Below are 16729 nucleotides of genomic sequence, written 5' to 3'. Positions count from 1 at the left end.
TTTACTTATAAAAATTTTATACTAAGGAAACGCAACTTTTAAACTTCGTTGGTGTTTCTCCAGTGAACCTCTGGGTCAGCGAAGCAGCAAGGTAGAGGCATGAGTCATTTGACTGACGATGAGCTGATGAAACGGCTGGCCCAAGGGGATCAGCGGGCGTTTGCGGAATTGTTTGAACGTCACGCGGGAAAGATCCTGGGCTATGCCTGTCGCCTTATGGGTGACAAAGCAAAGGCAGAAGATGTCTCCCAGGATGTGTGGCTCAAAGTGGTGAAAGCCGCTCCAAGTTACACTGGGAGCGGGCATTTTATCGCCTGGGCCTACACTCTGACCCGCAATCGGGCACTCAACGTGATTCGCAACTCCAAGCGCCTGGATGAGGCCATTTCGGTGGGGGGAGGCGACGAAGGAGTCGATGTCCCTGACCGGGAGGAGCTGGAAGAAAAGGTGATGAACTTAGCAGAGGTGGAAAGAGTGAAACAGGAAATCGACAAATTGCCAGATGCTCAGCGGGTGGCGCTGGTAACCTGGCTCACAGAGGATATGACCTATGATGAGCTGGCGGCTCACATGGACACTTCTGTATCAGCAGTGAAGAGCCTCCTGTTTCGCGCACGACGAAGTCTTGAAGAAGCACTGGGAGTGAGATCGTGAAAAAATGGGATTCACTCATAGAGGAAAAACCCAGCCGGGAGCACCAGAGTCAGGTTTTCAAAACCGTCCTGCCTGAGCTTCAGGATTTAGCTCGGCAAAAGCGAAGAGCCTGGTGGTGGCAAAGCCTGGTGACGGGGAGTGTGTGGTCTTCGGCAGCGGCAGTCGTGTTGGGAGTTGTTTTGGTTCCCAAGATATTAAAAAGGCAGGAACTGTTGCCAAAGGAAGATGGCGGTAGTCAATTGGCCACCAATTTTGAAATTCTCGACGATATGGAATTATTAGAAGAACTGGATTTAATTGATGAGTTGGACTTCCTGGAAGCTGCATCTGAACTTGATGAGGTGGAAGGCTAATGGAAAAAGCGCATGCAGAAAACCCTAAGCCTCAACAGGATGTGGACACTGAAATGTTGAATAATCTGGAGATGCTTCTCGATATGGACATGTTCGAAGAAGAGGACGATATGTCCATGGTGGAGGAGATGGAAGAAGGGGAGATGAACGATGAATCGGCGTGAGTTTTTTAAACAAAGCATTTTGAGCTTGGCCGTTTTACCAACCCTAACTAAGACATTAGGTGCCTTGGCTCAAGAGGATTCGTCTCCCTCGACAAAGCGCATGGCGCAGATTCGTGAAAGATGGAACACCCTTTCACCTGAGCAACGCGAGCAAGTGAAGCAGAGGTGGGCAAGGTTTAAAAGTCTGCCACCAAATAAACGCAAGCGCATCATCAGGGCCTGGAAAAGATTTAAGAATCTTCCTCCGGCCCGCCGACAAGAAGTACGAAGAAAGTGGCAGCGCTTCCAGCAGTTGCCTCCACAGAGGCGACGTATGCTTCGTCAGAGGTTTATAAAGTGGAAGAGCCTTCCGCCGGAGAAACGTCAGGAGCTACGAAGAAAGTACCTACAAAACCGCCGCCGCAATGCCTATCTATTGCGGCGTATGCAGATGCAAAAAATGAGACAGCAACAAGGAAAATGATGGGTTCTAGAAAGTCGGTGTGGCAGGTGGTAAAGCCTCCTCTTGTCATTTTCTTTTCCATTCTGACCTTTTCCACTAGTGCATCCAGTGAGGAGGGTGGGGAACTTCTTCTTCCCTTTGAGCAAATGATGCAGTCCATGCCCAATCTCATTCAAGTGATGGTGGGTTTTGACTCTGAGAGAAGCCAAACATTCTCTGCTGATGCCGATCTTCGCCTACCCAACGAATACCGCTTGCTCATTGGCGTAGGCTCCAATACCAGTGATTTGGACGGCGATGAGTTGAAGACCGGGACTTTCCGTCTGGGAGTTTCATCTGACCCCATCAATGAGTACCAGGGGACTCTTAGTTTCGAGGACTGGGGAGTCAAGGGGGAGATAAAAAGGCAAAGGTGGGCAGCAACAGTGGCTCGTTGGGGACAGAACTGGAACCTTCAGGGCACAACGACCTATCGACAGATTCACCTAATCACTGATCATCCCAGTGTCCAGGGGGTGGATGTGGAGGTGCATAGCCCGGCGGCCGGATTTTCAATTCAATACGGCGGCTGGGGGAAATGGAACATTCGCCTTTCGGGGGAGAAATATTGGTACAGCGTGGATACAGCGGTACTGTTGGACTCCCGGATCAATCAGTTTTTTTCTGCTGAGACACTGACTCTGTCATCAAGCTTCCTGAAGTACAATGGGGCTGCCGAGATTGGCTACCAGTTTAAGAAGCTTTACTTTGGTGTCGAGGGCAGTCAAAACAAGTCGGCCATTGACGATACTAGGTCAGTGACCGGTACCTTACTGTTTTCGATCGACCTCCCCAAGGGAATTGGCCTCCAGCTTCAGGGCGGACGGACGGTTTTTCCGGACACTCCGGACAGTAGTGATGTGACCTTTGCCCAAGCGGGATTTTCCTTCTCTTGGTCCCAATAATCTGTCTCAAATTTCGACAAAGTTTTTGTGCAACTTCATTCCTCCTGTCGTGTTTCCATCACATAGGGCGATTTGCAAGGCCCTTTTTATTTTCGGAAGAGGAGTAAAAAATGAAGAACGTTATACTAGTCGTCGCATTGACCTTCGGATTTTCACTGGTTTCCCTGTCGGCATCAGCCGGCCCCCGGGGGAAGATCCAGCGCACTCAAAAAAGACAGATGGCCCGCATTGGTCAGGGTGTTCGCAGTGGTGAGCTCAATGGTCCCGAAACGAGACGCTTGGTGCGGCAGCAGGCCCGGATTGGACATATGCGCAAGAAGGCTAACGAAGATGGTCAACTCACAGTTGGAGAAGTGGCGCGCATTCGCAACCAACAGCGAAAGGCCAATCGTCGCATCTATCGTCAAAAGCATGATGGACAAAAGAGAGAAAACAACTCTCAAGAGTAAGATGATCTTGGATTTTGACCGCCAGATGTTGGTAAGTCCGTGCTCATCTGGCGTTCACCACCCCCGAATACACGTTCGGGGGTTTTTTGTTGATAGGCGGTGGTGCAATCTCGACTGTTGTCCAGGTGACACCTTTCGGGGTTGTCGACAGGCGGACAATCCTTGGCCAGATAGGGCTCAAACTGGCCTCCCTTTGTTTAGGTAAGCTTCCGAAAAGACTAGTGAAATATTGTAATCTCAGGTTTTTGCTGAGGCCGGGTTTGGCTTCGCCTTTGCAAAAATTGGCCTGAAGTGTTTGGCGGAGAGGAAATCTTGTTGGGAAACAACAACCATAGAGCATCACGGGTTCGTCCGGTCAGGTGGTGGATGTTGGGGTTGTGTATCCTGCTCTCCTATTCAGCTGTGGTCATGATCTCCTTGGAATCGGCTTTCGCCGGATATGAAATCGAAAATTGTGATCCGCCCTGTGAAAACATGGGTGCCTTGACCGTGACGACCCGAGGACTGGCCCGCCTGACCCAGGCAGTGGTCAACTTTCAGTCTGAATCCATCGAGTCGGTGATCAAAAAGGCGAGCATTAATCCCATTACCTACGAGACACCTTGTACTAGTGCTGAGATCAATGCCATTGGCGATGCTTTGGGACGTATTGATGCCCTGGGTGAAGACCAGACCAATAGTGCCGCGGCAAAGGCTGAGGTGGCCAAGATCAATCGCGTGCTGGCCGGGATCAAAAAACGCAAAGGTAGTGCCCTGCCTTCAGAGTTTGCTCAGTATTCAGGTGGTGGCACGGCCGAACTCTACAAAAAGTGCCCGGGTGTTCCCCGAGCTCTGTTATCGAACAAGCTGCGCGAGATGTTTGCCAGCGGGGCCACCCGTCCTGAACCAATGAAGTTCAAACTTCAAGATCTCAAGTTTGAAGACGTGGATCTGGAGATCTCAAAGGTCAAACCCATTAGTGCTACAGAATTTGAGGTTGAAGTATCGGTAAAGGAACTCTCAATGAGTACCTGTGCAAATGTTCAACTCACTGAAAAGAAACGGGAGTACTTCAACGCCTGTGGACTAATGGCCCGCATGGATACCACCAACAAGGAGACTCCCAAGCTCATATATCGGGCCAAGGTTCACCCGGAAAAGGGCACACTAGAGGATTTATTTCGCGTGGACTCTGACAAGACTCGCCTAAAAATCCCGCCCGGAGCCTTTCAGGTGGGACTCAAGCCCTTAACCAAACGGGCTGAGGAAGATCTCCTCAATCGAGTTGCGGCCAAGCAGTATATGCCGACTTTCAATATCATAAAAAAGTTTGATCAGAAACCCTATGTGCAAAGAGAACTCAATGGCTACATGGCGGAACAACTTAAGTGGGTGTCAAAATCAGAGTTGCCGGCGGCGCGCAAGAAGCTGCTGGCGCAGATGAAGGAGCAAGGGCTCACCTACGAAGTGCTTCAGCATGCCTCTCTCCCTTTTAGCCGAGATTTACCTGATAGCCAGAAGGCCGAGTGGGTACGTGAGCTATGGAAGAAGTACCCACAGCTCATGGCTTTGCCATCCTTCCAAGGGATCTATGAAGACCTTGGCAAAGAAATGGCGGCCGAATACGAATTTAATTCAGAAGAGAGTTTCGGTTGGTTCATGATGGGCAGCAGTTTTGCCAATGGACTCTTTAATAATGAAGTTCTCACCGGAAAGGTTGAGGAACTCATTTCCAGCCACATTGGTAAGGTCGATGGTCAGGTCAACAACACCCTTGGCAACATCCGGATGTTTCTCGGTGAGTACCATCGGGCCCCTCTGTTGGTGGGCCAAGACGTAGCTGATATGCCGGTATTGCGCCAGAGAATGGACGCCCGAGCAGAAAGACTGAAAGCCTACAAGTTTCAGTTGGCCCGGGCGATTCAGTCGGGGGATTTTTCCTGGATCAAACAGAATTCCCTCAAGAGTGAATTGGGGGCTCAGCAGCTGGGGCGTGATTTGGCCCAATACGATCGCACGGTTTCCCGAAGCATGATCCGCACGATTGAGCCAGTGGACAAAGAGATGGCCCAAATTTACGCGCTCTACTCCGACTATCTCGAAAGTTCCGGTCCGATCAAAAATGATGCGGCGGCGGTGGTGGCTGAGGAGGCCAACGTTCTTAATCGTGCCTTTGGTGATTTGGATCGGACGCGCATGGGGATTTACCTCCGGCAAAGGGACACCAAGGTCGACCCCAGCCAGGGAAAGCCCGGGGCACCCTGCGAGGGGAACAACTGCCTGTACTCCATTCCTGTTGAACCCATTATCAGTGATATCAATCGCATTAACAATGGCGTTGGCGAGTCCTTGCGGGTGGGGCTCTACTCCTCGGCACTCCCTTGCCCTCCGAAGACTAAGTTGAGCCAAGGGAAGATCCCCCGAGATGGTGTCCTAGCAGGGACCGACAACGAATTCGACATAGCCTCCGAAGTCTCGGTCGCCAGCATTAACGATTGGCTGCGGATTTCTTATGAGAGAAACCTGCTTAAAGAGATCTGCATGGCTGATGACAAGACTTACACCTGTAATGAGAAACGGGTGAGGGATATCAAGTTGTCCCAGCCGCCGCGAATCGAATGGGATGGGTCCGGCTATCGACTGGTGCTGGCGGACCTTGATGTCCACGATCGGTCGGCAACGGAAATGATGAAGAAAAAACTCGGTGGCTTTTTTGGAGGAATCGTCAGTGCCATCACTCAGCCTAAAGATGGCAAGGTGTCACTGTCGGTTAAGGTCGACCCGCGCCCCTGTACGAATGGCAATATTTGTTTTGATGTGACTGATCCCCAGGGCAAAGCCCGTCAGCTTTGGGAAATGGGTGGCTTCCATGAAAAACTGCAAATGGCAGTGGCAGAAGGATCTAAGGAGTTAAAGCAAAATGGCATTCGTTTTTTGCCTGAGCTAAGGGCTCAGGGCGTGAGGCGATCCGCAGATCGCATCACAGTGTATTGGGGAGTTGAACAGACGGCCCGGAACCAAATTTTAGCTGGTCGGGTCTACGGGCCGAGATAACCATGGTGGTATTAGTCTTGCAAAACAATCGACATATGGGCAACAAAACCGCAATGGCATTGAAATTGTTCTCTTCGGCTATGGCCTTCCTATTGGCATGGAGCGTGTCAGCAAGTAATGTCAAAGACAATCTGCTGCTTTTGGATTGTGATCTGCCAGATGGGACAGAGGCCTCTGGCGAAAACTCGGTTACCAAAGTCCTTTTTCCCCGCTACATTCCTCAGTCCCTCATCCAGGTGTATTATTTTGGAGTCGTGACCCCGGAAACTTTTATCTATGATTCAGCTGAGCTGGATAAGGACGGGGTCTTAAGTGTCTATGCCCGCATAATTGTGGCCAAACAGGGCGCGGTGTGGGTGGAAGAGATTCAAATGATTGTGGACCCAGACGGGAGCGCTAAGTTCTATCGTCAGAGGAACCATCCCATTGATATGCAGTGTCGGGTCATACTAAAGGGAAGATAGCTGGTGCTTCTGGGTCAATAGCCGACTGCGGGGGATTGGGGCAGTCGTTCTTCGCTGTGAGTGCCGTTCATCAAGCCCAAATCTTCAGGGTTTTGGCTTGTATCTTGGCGAGCCGAGGTTGAAATCCGTGAAATCAAGTTCGATTGGAAAAGGCTGCCCACAAAGAGCACCATCAATAGACCGAGAATCCACAGTTCAGCCGAACCATGGCGTTGTCTTTGGTATTGAATCTGAAATTGATCAATTACAGGCTCTTTCATCAGCCCCTTAAGATTCAAAATCCTAGCCACAATTTGGACAGTGGGAATTGGGTTGAGGTGTGGTTTTGGGTGACGGATTTTGTCCCTGATCCCCCATAATTGTCGTAAACCGTCGCTTTCGGGGCTGAAATCCCGGGGAAATTATTTCCTGGCCCAATGAGCCGTTGGCACCCCCCTTGCTCTCAAGGGCACTGATGGAGAATATCATCGGGCAGGAGCCCATGAGGATGACGAGGAGATCTTATGACGCCGAAGATGTCTAATATATTGAAGTCAGTCATCGTTGCAGCTTCGGTTGCATCCTTGATGGTTGCCTGCGGAAATCACAACCGAGGATTTCGCCCCAAAAAACGCAATACTGGTATTGAAGGTCTTGGTAAGGGTACTCCCCAGGAGTTGGCCCGCGGAGCCCAGGACCAGTTGACACGTCAACTGGTGGCCAAAGCCCTGATGGGACGATCAGATGCAGATATTCAAAATGCAGCCTTGCTCAGTCAAATTCTGCCCGAGTCTGCTGCTGGCGTGATCTTGGGAACCAAGGCAAGTATCGCTCGGGTTCAGGCGTCTCCGAGTCTTGCCACTGCCAATATGATGGTGACCACACCTTCCGAGACTGGCTCAGGAACTGCCATTCAAGCCACTATCTCCTCTGTTGTCGGCAGTGCCGCCGCGGCCAAGTCCCTTGAAGTGACAGGCCAGTTTGAGCCGGGCAGCAGCTATATGGATCAAAGTGCCGGCGGTGTTCAGTTTAAGGCTGCCTGTTATGAAAATTGTAAAAGTCTTTTGGTGTTGGTCACAGCCAACGAAGCCAACGCCGCCTATATGTTTAGTATCAATCAGACCACTGGGGTGGGAACCATTATCGGCTCCTCTCTTGGTTCGCGTTTGAAATCCTATGATGAAGCCATGCGCTTGGCCAATGTGGAAACAGCTCCGAACGTGGCACCTTACGCTCCGGATGGCAGCACTCTGACTGTTGGTCAAACGATTGCGGTACCTGTCGATGCAGCGGCTCAGCCCGTGGCGGTCGATCCTTTGGCTTCCGGTGAAGTGAAGACTGGAGTTGAAGAGCAGCCCGCTCCCGTTGCCACCGGTGAAGTGAAGACGGGTGTTGAAGAGCAACCCGCCCCCGTTGCCACCGGTGAAGTGAAGACGGATGTTGAAGAGCAGCCCGCTCCCGTTGCCACTGGTGAAGTGAAAACGGGTGTTGAAGAGCAGCCGGCACCCGCCGCGGCCGTGGAATCAGGAGACGGTGAGTTTGAAGTCGTTAATGGCGTTAAAATTCGCAAACCACAAATGGGTGGTGACCTTGAAACCAATGCTGCGCTTTTGGCTCAGTTTCAAGTTGGCCCTGGCGCGACGGTGAGTGCAGAAATGCTGGATAAGGCGCGGGCAGCGGCAAAGTCTAATCTGAATGATCATTTTGCCGCCTTGTTGCCGGTATTCGGTTTGATTTTTAGAACTCAGGATGAGGCGACAGAGATCCGCCCTTTCTTTATTCTCAAGACCTTTGGGGGCAACCTCATTTCCGAAGATGGAGAAGGCCCTGCTGAAGAGCAATCTCTTGATTTGAACAAGGATATTCTTGGTGGAAAAGTAGCCGGTGCTGGGGTTTTCAATATACCTGGAGAAGGCACGAACACAATTCTTGATCTTAGTTTCATTTGCCATGACTCCTGTCGGTCTATCGATATCCTGTTGGGCGTGATTGCTGGAGAGATCGTCTCAGGTCCTGGTGGCAAACCTCAGATTAAGGGACGTGCCGTTGGACACGCCGTCTATCGTTTCAAGGCCGTCCAAGATTCTGAGATTATGAACCTGGAATACACTTCGGCTGGACTGGTTCTTCCTCCGTCTGCCATGGCAGATTTTAGTGCAGGTAAAGCAGTCGTTCGCCAATGTATGGAGTCGGCTCGAGCCCTTGATGAGAGACTTCCCTGCGTGCAGGCTGCTGGTCAAGATGAGGTCAAAGTGGACGCTTGTTTGGCCAAGAAGGGTGCTGAAAAAGAAGAAGCAGAGTGTATTATCTCCGGCATGAAGGCCATGCAGGAGTTGGTACGGCCGGTGAACGAAGCGGCCTTTGGAACCGAGCTTGTAGCCAAGCAGAGCGAGCTTGTCGAGCAAGGCTTTGCCCGAATGAGAGCCCAGGCAAAGGAGTTGGCGGAAATGAAACCTCGGCTAACTACAGCTGAGCAGCCTGCCCCAGTCGCCACCGGCGAAGTAAAGACAGGTGATGTGGAACAGCCGGCACCCGTAACTACGAATGAGTTTCGCGATCTTTCCAAGGAAAGAGGCACCACCGCCAAGTAATTTGAATTTGATCTTTCGATGAGTAGAGATGAGTTTGTTGAGGCCGCCGATTCATTTATGGATCGGCGGTTTTATTTTAGGCGGACTGATTGCCCATAGCCCGTCGATAGTGGCCAATGTCCCAATGGCCATAGATCTTCTTCTGGAGCATTTCTACAATTTCCTCTTCCAGTTCCTGGTGGATTTCCTGAAGGTACTGGGTGGGAATATGTCCCTGTTGAAGAACAATGCTGGCAAACTCTTCGATTACGCGAAGGGTGAATTCCTCGACACACTCGTCCTCGTCCACATAGTGGTGGAGGTGTTTTTCAAAGCAAATGTAGAGAAGGTCCTGTTCCTGCTGATGCATGAAGTTTTACCTACCTTATTTGGTTTACCTATTACTTGTCGGATGGGGCCCTGGCTCACTTCACAAGTGGTTGTAAATTCAATACTTTGGAGAGTAGGATCAGGACTATGAGACCGATCAATTTGGGCGAAATTGAATCAATTGTGGCCACTCTCAGGCCTTTGGCCGGGGCCCGCCTGCAGAGAGTCTATTGCGGAGATCAGGACTTGGTGATGGAGCTTTACGGCCCGGGAGGGGAGTTCTGGTTGTGGTGGGATTTGTCTCCCCGGTGTCCCATGGTGGTTGTGCTCAATCAAAAGCCCCGGTTCTTGCCCAAAAAACAGAAGCCCCTGGGTTTGTTTTTGCGCTCCCACGGAGTCAATCGTCACCTGGTGAAAATTGAAAGGCCAGAAGGAATGGGACGCGTTCTCAGGTTGCGCTTCGGTTCTCTGGATGCCAATGACGATGCCAATTGCATTGTTGAGGCTCGACTGTTCCCCCATGGACAAAACCTTGGGGTTCAAGAGGGAGGCAAAGAGATTTGGTGGAAAAAGCCCCAAGAGCTTGCGGCCAGCCAAGACGAATCCCAGGGTTCAACTGAAGACCGATCTGTGGAGGAGCTGGCCAAGCAATGGCTCGCAACAAGGTTTGCTAAAGTGGGAAGCAAGGAGAGGGGGCAGGCCTCCGAGGCCGGTGACAAGGAACTCAAACGCGAACTGGGCCGCAAACAGAGGGCGATTGAGAAGATCGAATCTGACTTGAAAAAGAATCGGGACCTCGTTTGGCGTCGGGTCGCCGACTGGTTGAATCAGAATCAAACCTTACAGGTGCCTGATGAATGGGCAGACTTTGTGGATCAAGGTCAGAGTTTCTCCTGGAATCTGGAGCGTTGTTACCAAAAAGCCAAGGACTTCCTTGCCAAAAAGGAAGGGACTCGGCAGCGGCTTGAGTCACTTCGCCAGGAAGTGGAGAGTTTGAGGGCCGGAGAGACGAGTTCTTCCCCGCAGCAAAAAAAGGCTGGGAAACCTTCTCGGGGGCCAGGTACGGGAGGGTCAGTAAAGGCACGCAAGTTGGAGATGGGGGATCGTTTTGTGGCCTACGTGGGAAAGTCGGCTAAGGACAATCTTCAACTTCTTCGCCAGGCTCGGGCCTGGGATCTATGGCTTCACCTACGCGACTATCCAGGGAGTCACTGCATCATTCACCGTAACAAAGGGGAGCAGGTACCTGATCAGGTGCTGCAGGAGGCCGCACAGTGGGTGGCCAAGGCCACCTTTGGGCGCAAGGCCGAGCAGAAATCAGGGGAAAAGTTGACAGTGCTGTTTGCAGAATGTCGTCATGTGCGCCCCATTAAGGGCGACAAAATGGGGCGAGTGACCTTTCGCAATGAAACCACATTGACCATTGAATTCACTCCCTAGGGGCTTGGTGGTTTTTTCAGGCCGCGTTGCACCAATCGCCTATCTTGACTGGGAAAATCAGAGCATTAGGATTTTAAGTGCAACCTGTTTGATGAGGAGTAAGGGCCCATGATTGAAGTGCGAGATCTGACGAAAAACTATGGCGATCGCACGGCGATTGACCGTCTGAATTTTTCAGTCGCTAAAGGTGAGGTAATTGGCTTTCTCGGCCCTAACGGGGCCGGCAAATCCACTACTATGAAAATCATTACCGGCTATATGGCACCCACCTCCGGGGTTGTCACAGTAGCCGGGTTTGATGTTTTCGAATCGCCCATTGAGGTGAAAAAGCGCATTGGTTATTTGCCGGAGACGCCGCCGGTGTACATGGATATGTTTGTTCAGGACTATTTAAAGTATGTCGCCCGATTAAGAGGCGTCCCCACTGCCAACCTCAATTCCATGGTGGATGCGGCTCTTGAGAAGACGAATCTTCAGGATGTGCGCAAAAGATTGATCCACAACCTCTCCAAAGGATTTCGTCAGCGAGTTGGTTTGGCCCAGGCCCTGGTGTCTGACCCAGAAATTCTGATTCTTGACGAGCCCACCGTAGGATTGGACCCGAAGCAAGTGGCTGAGATGCGCAAATTGATCCACAGCTTGAAGGGTCAGCACACCATTGTTTTGTCCACTCACATTCTTCCGGAAGTGCAGGCCAACTGTGAGCGCATTATTATCATCAATCGTGGTCAGATTGTGGCTGAGGATTCCTTGGCAGGTTTGTCCAAGCGCATGTCCGGGGGACAGAAGCTGGTGATCCGAGTGCGCAGACCATCGGGACGGCTAGAAACAGGTCTTTCTGACGTCGCCGGTGTGCAGGGGGTTCGCTCAGAAGGAAACATTTTTCAAATTGATTCAGATGGTAACGAAGACACGACGGAAGCCGTCGCTAATCTGGTGGTGGCCGAAGGGGCAGGACTCTTAGAGATGAAATCCATGAATATGGATCTGGAAGATATTTTTATTCAGCTAACAGCAGATCGCGATCAAGTTGACACTCAGGGAGGTGCGCTGTGATTCGAGGGGTACTCACCGTCGCTTGGAAGGATTTTCGTGTTCTCGTCACTAGTCCGATGTTCCTTATGGTGGCTGGACTTTGCGCCTGTATTTGGAGCTACAACTATCTGCCCCAGATATTTCAGTTTGAGAGGATATCTGCCCGCGCCTTTCAGCAGGGGGGGATTAATATCCATCAAACCTTGTTTGCTTCCCATATTGCCCGGGCCAACATTATTTTGATTTTTGCTATTCCGGCCCTGACCATGAGGCTTTTGGCAGAAGAAAAAAAACTCCGCACCTATGACCTGCTTTTGACCGTGCCGATCACGGCGGCACAAATTGCCGTGGGCAAGTTCTTGGCCGCTTTTGGTACTGGCCTCGTGTTGCTGGGAATTTCCGCACTTTATCCCTTGGGGACGGCCATTTTTACAGACTACTCCATGGGGCCTTTGATTTCATCCTACTTGGGAATGGCCATGGTGACGGGAATTTATGTCGCTGTTGGACTGTTTGCCTCGTCGGTCACGGAATCAGTGGTACTGGCGGTGGTGATGGCTTTGATACTCAACCTGGCTCTGTGGTTTCTTGGGCAGGCGGCAGAGATGAGCGACCAACCGTTGATAACCGCTATTATGGAGCACATTTCGGTGCCCCAACAGTTCGTCGCCTTTCTTAAGGGTAGTTTAAAATTGAGTTCAGTGGTCTTCTTTGCCAGTACCATGGCTTTTTTCGTGTTCCTCACTGAACGTGTTGTTGAATCTTCTCGCTGGAGGTAATCACCATGAGTCGTTGGGCAAAAATCTCCTGGCTCCTTTGTGGATTGTCGGTTCTTATTTTGGTCGCAGTTCGTTTTATCTTAGGTGGATGGGCGAACTTCTTGTTTATTCCCCTGGGTGTTTTTCTCGCCAGTTTAATCTTGGCTATAGTGCTCGACTTCAAGTTTTATTTGGAGTTCTTTGCCTTGCGGACCACCAAGCATGGAATGAACATGGGAGTTTTGATTCTCCTGGTGATTGCCCTGTTAACGGGCATCAATATGCTCAGCGTCCGCTTTGACAACTCTTATGATCTCACCTCTGAAAAGCTGAATTCTTTGGCTGAACAGACTGAAAAGGTACTTGAGGAACTCAAGGACGAAGTCAAGATACTGGTGTTTTATCGCGGGCAAAAGGATCAGGATGCCAAGCTGCAGATTAAGGATCAGTTGAGTATGTTTGAGGAGGCTTCGAGCAAGGTGAAGGTTCGCTTCGTCGATTCCTACAGAGAGCATGCGGTGGCTCAGAAGTACCTGAAAGATGTCAAAGGGGAGCCCGGACTGGTTCTATTTGTGGAATACCAGGGTCAGAAAATTCGTGCTCAGCAGCCATTGCGAGAAGAGCAGCTCACCACAGCCCTGATTAAGGCCACGCGCACGGAAAAGAAAAAGATCTACTTTTTGACCGGTCATGGAGAAAAAGCCGTCGATGGTGATGAAGGTAACGACCAGGGTCTGTCAATGCTCAAGCAGGGCTTGGAAGACTCGTCTTTTGTTGTCGACACTATTTCCCTTCTAGAAAAGCCGGATCTTCCGGCTGACGCAGCCATCCTTGCCATCGTTGGTCCCACTTCTCAGTTTCAGGACCGCGAGTTGGAGATCCTGCGTGAATTTGCCCGTAAGGGTGGTCGCTTCTTTGTGGCCGCCGACCCTGGTGAGCGGACCAATGTGGCCCAACTGGTGAAAACCTTTGGCGTGGAGTTTGCCAACAATTTTCTGGTCAATGAGTTTAACTTTTTAGCTCAGCGGGACGCGGGAGAAGCCCTGGGCGTGAACTTTGACCGCACCAGCGATATCACTCGGGCCTTTCGCTCAGGCCAAAACTTCACAGCCTTCCCATTGGCCAGTCAGGTAAAGAAGGCTCCGGATGCGCCCGGAAGTCTTAAGATTTTCGAACTCGTAAAGACCAATGAGGCGAGCTATTCTGTTTCAGATATCAGCAAAGCGAACAAACCCGAATCATCCCGTCAGCCTTTTAGTTTGGCAGTGTCCACCGAGGGCAGGCTTCCTGGCCGAACCATCGAAAACCCTGATGGCACGAGTAAAGCAGAGGAGTCCAGTGAGAATTTTGCGGCCGTGGTTTTTGGTGACAGTGACTTTGTCACCAATGCCTGGATTGTACAGGGGATCAACCGCGATTTGGTTCTGAATGCCATGTCTTACTTGGCGAAGGAGGCTGACCTTATCAGCATTCGTCCCAAGAAGGCGGAGGGTACCCAGCTCACCATGTCGGCCACCACAAGGGTGATTGTGGTGATTGCAGGTCTGCTACTTCCTCTTGCTCTTTTGATTTCCAGTGGCGTCGTATGGTTTAGAAGGAGGGGGGCATGAAGTCCTTTCGCTCGACTCTGGTTTTTGCCCTGGTGGTGGCTGCGGTTGTTGGCTATGCCGTCTTTGAGATGAAGAGAGGGGAGAAGAACGAGGCGGCTGAGGCCAAGGAAGACCGGTTGTTTTCCTGGGAGGAAAAGGACATCCAGGAAATCTCCCTTCGGCATGATGATGGAGGGCTGGTTATTGTGCGGGAAGGCGATAACTGGCGCCTGAAGGAGCCGGTTTCTGATCGTACTGATGATTTTATGGTTACCAGTTTCTTGTCCTCGATTCTCTCTCAGGTGGCCAAGGTCGTTGAGGAAAACAATCAGAGTTGGGCAGATTACGGCCTGGAAAATTCGACCACAAAAGTGGAGCTCGTAGGCCCAGGTGGGGAGCGTAAAGCCATTGAGGTCAGCCAGGAAAAGGCCTACGATGATTCTCACTTTATTCGTCAAGGGGACCGCCTGCTGGTGGGTTCAAGTGATTGGGCCAAGCTCGGCAAGAAGAAAGCCAATGAAGTTCGCGAAAAGAAGTTTTTCCATTCCGATAAAAAGATCGTGGCCTTTCGTATCCAGGTGCCAAAGGAGAAGATCGACATAACCTTAGAAAGTAAGGGAGATGAGTGGAAATCCTCCCAGTATCCTGATGTCGTGATTGCAAAATCCGAGGTCGATAAATTCACCTTGGATTCTTCGACTTTTAAGTCCCTGGATTTTGTTGCCGAGGAGACGGAACCCAAAATCCTTGCCCATTTTGGTTTGGATAAGCCCGACTTGATTATTAGCTATTGGCTGGAAGGGGCAGAAGGCGAGGGTCCTCATTGGTGGATGAAAGTAAAACGAGCGGCCAGTGGGACAGAGGGCTTTGCCTACCATTCCGAGCGACAGACCATCTACAAGGTTCACGAAGACACGGTCAAGCGCTACGCCAAGAGTTTAGGGGACTTCAGGGACAAAAAACTGCCCTTTAAATTTCAGCCCGACGCCGTCCAGGAGTTGACTCTGAAAACCAGACTCACAGATTTAAAGCTCGACAAGAAAGATGGCCGTTGGATAGTTGCCAATCCTCCAGCCGGGAAAGAAGTGGATCAGGAGAAAGTAAAAGGCCTGATTGATCGGCTGAGCGAGCTTGAAGCCAAGTATTTTCTTGGCGCCAAAAAGGGTAAGGGGCTTAAGCCGCCGGTCAATTCTGTTGTCCTTCGTAACCAAGAAGGGGAAGAGTTGTTGTCCATGAGCTGGGGTACCAGCTTTAAGGCCAAACAGGAATTGGCCACCGATTCGGATGAGGAGCTTTACTATGTTAAAACCAGTCGGGTGGCCGACACGCTTGGGGTGGTGGTTAGTAAGCTGGATGAGCTCCCGGGCCAAACTTTGTTGAAGGATATTCCCAAGGAAGAACCAAAAAAGCCAGAAGGTGGGGCCGCAATGAGTAGGCCCATGACGCCTGAACCAGAGGGCTCTCAGTGACAATAAATGTGAAGAGTCCAACGCGGATTGATTTGGCTGGTGGTACCTTGGATTGCTGGCCACTGTTCCCATTGGTTGCCCCCCGATGCACAACAGTGAATTTTTCCATTGGCATTTGCAGCGAGGTGGAGCTGACTCCAGGTGAGAGTTCGACAATTGAGGTGGCTGTTGAGGACTTGAAATATCAAAAGTCTTTTGTTGACCTAGCGACACTTCTGGAGTGTCAGGATAAAGAATTAAGTCTAATTCGCGTTGTTTGCGAGTATTTTCAACCTCACATTGGTTTCAAGATTAGATCCCGGTCCGACTCTCCAGTTGGGGCGGGACTTGGAGGAAGCTCCAGCCTAACCATTAGTTTTTTAAAGGCCTTCGGTCAGTGGTCAGGGTGTGAATGGTCAGCCCACCAAATTGTCGAGGTGGCTCATAATTTGGAAGCCAAGTTGATTCATGCTCCAACTGGAACTCAGGACTACTACCCCGCCTTCCAAGCGGGTCTTCATTTTATTCACTACACATCGGACGGTGTAGGTCTTGAGACTCAGGAGGTCCCAAGAGAAGTGTTTAACAAACACCTGACTTTGGTCTACACCGGGGTCCCCCACCACAGCGGGATCAACAACTGGCAGGTCATCAAGGCGGTGGTTGAAGGCGACTTGAACGTCTTATCAGCCCTGCGCGAAATAAACAAAATTGCCGAGAACATGCAAAAAGCGGTGCTGTCATCTAAGTGGGGTGAAATCCCACAGCTTTTCAATGAAGAATACAGATTTCGCGTGCAATTGACCCCTCATTTTTCCAGTCCTCGAATCGAAGAGCTCAAAGATGTGGTTTTGTCCGCAGGTGCCGATGCTGTTAAGATATGTGGAGCAGGAGGCGGTGGCTGTGTGGCCATTTGGTCGCCAGCAGAAAGCAAGATCGAGGTTGAGCGCGCATGTCAGGCATCGGGTTTCCAGATTCTCCCCCTATCTCTGGAGAAGATTTAGTTCAAGTCTCCAGTAGCAGTGAGGTGCTCGCCCGAAGCTTAAGGGAAATGCGTGAAACCGCTAGGGCTCACTT

Annotated in this window: 17 protein-coding genes; 15 read left to right on the top strand and 2 right to left on the bottom strand. The window is 51.0% G+C overall.

Annotated elements, in window-relative coordinates:
* The first annotated feature begins 99 nt into the window (after nt 1–99).
* The 8 genes from H6624_16055 to H6624_16020 all read left to right on the top strand — a co-directional run bounded on the left by H6624_16055 (nt 100) and on the right by H6624_16020 (nt 6503).
* Nucleotides 100–654, top strand: a complete 555-nt coding sequence (locus H6624_16055; GenBank protein MCB9085862.1) for an RNA polymerase sigma factor — start codon at nt 100–102, stop codon at nt 652–654.
* Nucleotides 651–1007 (top strand): hypothetical protein, encoded by a 357-nt coding sequence (locus tag H6624_16050; protein ID MCB9085861.1) that lies wholly within the window; start codon nt 651–653, stop codon nt 1005–1007. The genes H6624_16055 and H6624_16050 overlap by 4 nt, the downstream gene beginning before the upstream one ends.
* Complete coding sequence (locus tag H6624_16045; GenBank protein ID MCB9085860.1) at nt 1007–1171, top strand: hypothetical protein; 165 nt, start codon at nt 1007–1009, stop codon at nt 1169–1171. Before H6624_16050 ends, H6624_16045 begins: the two co-directional genes overlap by 1 nt.
* Complete coding sequence (locus H6624_16040) at nt 1158–1634, top strand: DUF3106 domain-containing protein (protein MCB9085859.1); 477 nt, start codon at nt 1158–1160, stop codon at nt 1632–1634. Before H6624_16045 ends, H6624_16040 begins: the two co-directional genes overlap by 14 nt.
* Complete coding sequence (locus H6624_16035; GenBank protein MCB9085858.1) at nt 1631–2557, top strand: hypothetical protein; 927 nt, start codon at nt 1631–1633, stop codon at nt 2555–2557. Before H6624_16040 ends, H6624_16035 begins: the two co-directional genes overlap by 4 nt.
* 110 nt (nt 2558–2667) lie before the next feature.
* The gene (locus H6624_16030) at nt 2668–3006 is read left to right on the top strand and encodes a hypothetical protein (GenBank protein MCB9085857.1); all 339 of its coding nucleotides are present in this window, start codon (nt 2668–2670) and stop codon (nt 3004–3006) included.
* A 366-nt stretch (nt 3007–3372) separates the two neighbouring features.
* Complete coding sequence (locus H6624_16025) at nt 3373–6039, top strand: hypothetical protein (GenBank protein ID MCB9085856.1); 2667 nt, start codon at nt 3373–3375, stop codon at nt 6037–6039.
* A gap of 2 nt (nt 6040–6041) precedes the next feature.
* Nucleotides 6042–6503, top strand: coding sequence for a hypothetical protein (locus H6624_16020; protein MCB9085855.1), 462 nt, complete (start codon nt 6042–6044; stop codon nt 6501–6503).
* A 14-nt stretch (nt 6504–6517) separates the two neighbouring features.
* Here H6624_16020 and H6624_16015 read toward each other — a convergent pair whose 3' ends face one another.
* Nucleotides 6518–6763, bottom strand: a complete 246-nt coding sequence (locus H6624_16015; protein ID MCB9085854.1) for a hypothetical protein — start codon at nt 6761–6763, stop codon at nt 6518–6520.
* Nucleotides 6764–7006: 243 nt separating this feature from the next.
* On the opposite strand from H6624_16015, the gene H6624_16010 reads away from it, so the two are divergent.
* The gene (locus H6624_16010; GenBank protein ID MCB9085853.1) at nt 7007–9073 is read left to right on the top strand and encodes a hypothetical protein; all 2067 of its coding nucleotides are present in this window, start codon (nt 7007–7009) and stop codon (nt 9071–9073) included.
* A 76-nt stretch (nt 9074–9149) separates the two neighbouring features.
* Here the strand turns inward: H6624_16010 and H6624_16005 are convergent, their stop codons facing one another.
* Entirely contained in the window at nt 9150–9422 is a 273-nt protein-coding gene (locus tag H6624_16005; GenBank protein ID MCB9085852.1) for a hypothetical protein, read from the bottom strand.
* Between the two features lie 107 nt (nt 9423–9529).
* Here H6624_16005 and H6624_16000 point away from each other — a divergent pair, with 107 nt between their 5' ends.
* The 6 genes from H6624_16000 (at nt 9530) to H6624_15975 (ending at nt 16656) form a co-directional block, all read left to right on the top strand.
* Nucleotides 9530–10822, top strand: a complete 1293-nt coding sequence (locus tag H6624_16000; protein ID MCB9085851.1) for a DUF814 domain-containing protein — start codon at nt 9530–9532, stop codon at nt 10820–10822.
* A 108-nt stretch (nt 10823–10930) separates the two neighbouring features.
* The gene (locus tag H6624_15995; protein MCB9085850.1) at nt 10931–11878 is read left to right on the top strand and encodes an ATP-binding cassette domain-containing protein; all 948 of its coding nucleotides are present in this window, start codon (nt 10931–10933) and stop codon (nt 11876–11878) included.
* Complete coding sequence (locus tag H6624_15990) at nt 11875–12636, top strand: ABC transporter permease subunit (protein MCB9085849.1); 762 nt, start codon at nt 11875–11877, stop codon at nt 12634–12636. Before H6624_15995 ends, H6624_15990 begins: the two co-directional genes overlap by 4 nt.
* Nucleotides 12637–12641: 5 nt before the next feature.
* Nucleotides 12642–14225, top strand: a complete 1584-nt coding sequence (locus H6624_15985) for a GldG family protein (protein ID MCB9085848.1) — start codon at nt 12642–12644, stop codon at nt 14223–14225.
* Nucleotides 14222–15673 carry a DUF4340 domain-containing protein gene (locus tag H6624_15980; GenBank protein MCB9085847.1) on the top strand — a complete coding sequence of 484 codons (1452 nt, stop codon included), beginning with the start codon at nt 14222–14224 and terminating at the stop codon, nt 15671–15673. The genes H6624_15985 and H6624_15980 overlap by 4 nt, the downstream gene beginning before the upstream one ends.
* Nucleotides 15670–16656, top strand: coding sequence for a galactokinase (locus tag H6624_15975; protein ID MCB9085846.1), 987 nt, complete (start codon nt 15670–15672; stop codon nt 16654–16656). The genes H6624_15980 and H6624_15975 overlap by 4 nt, the downstream gene beginning before the upstream one ends.
* The last annotated feature ends 73 nt before the right edge of the window (nt 16657–16729 follow it).

Source organism: Pseudobdellovibrionaceae bacterium (assembly GCA_020635075.1).
Lineage (GTDB): Bacteria > Bdellovibrionota > Bdellovibrionia > Bdellovibrionales > UBA1609 > JADZEO01.
This window is presented reverse-complemented; position numbering and strand designations above follow the sequence as displayed.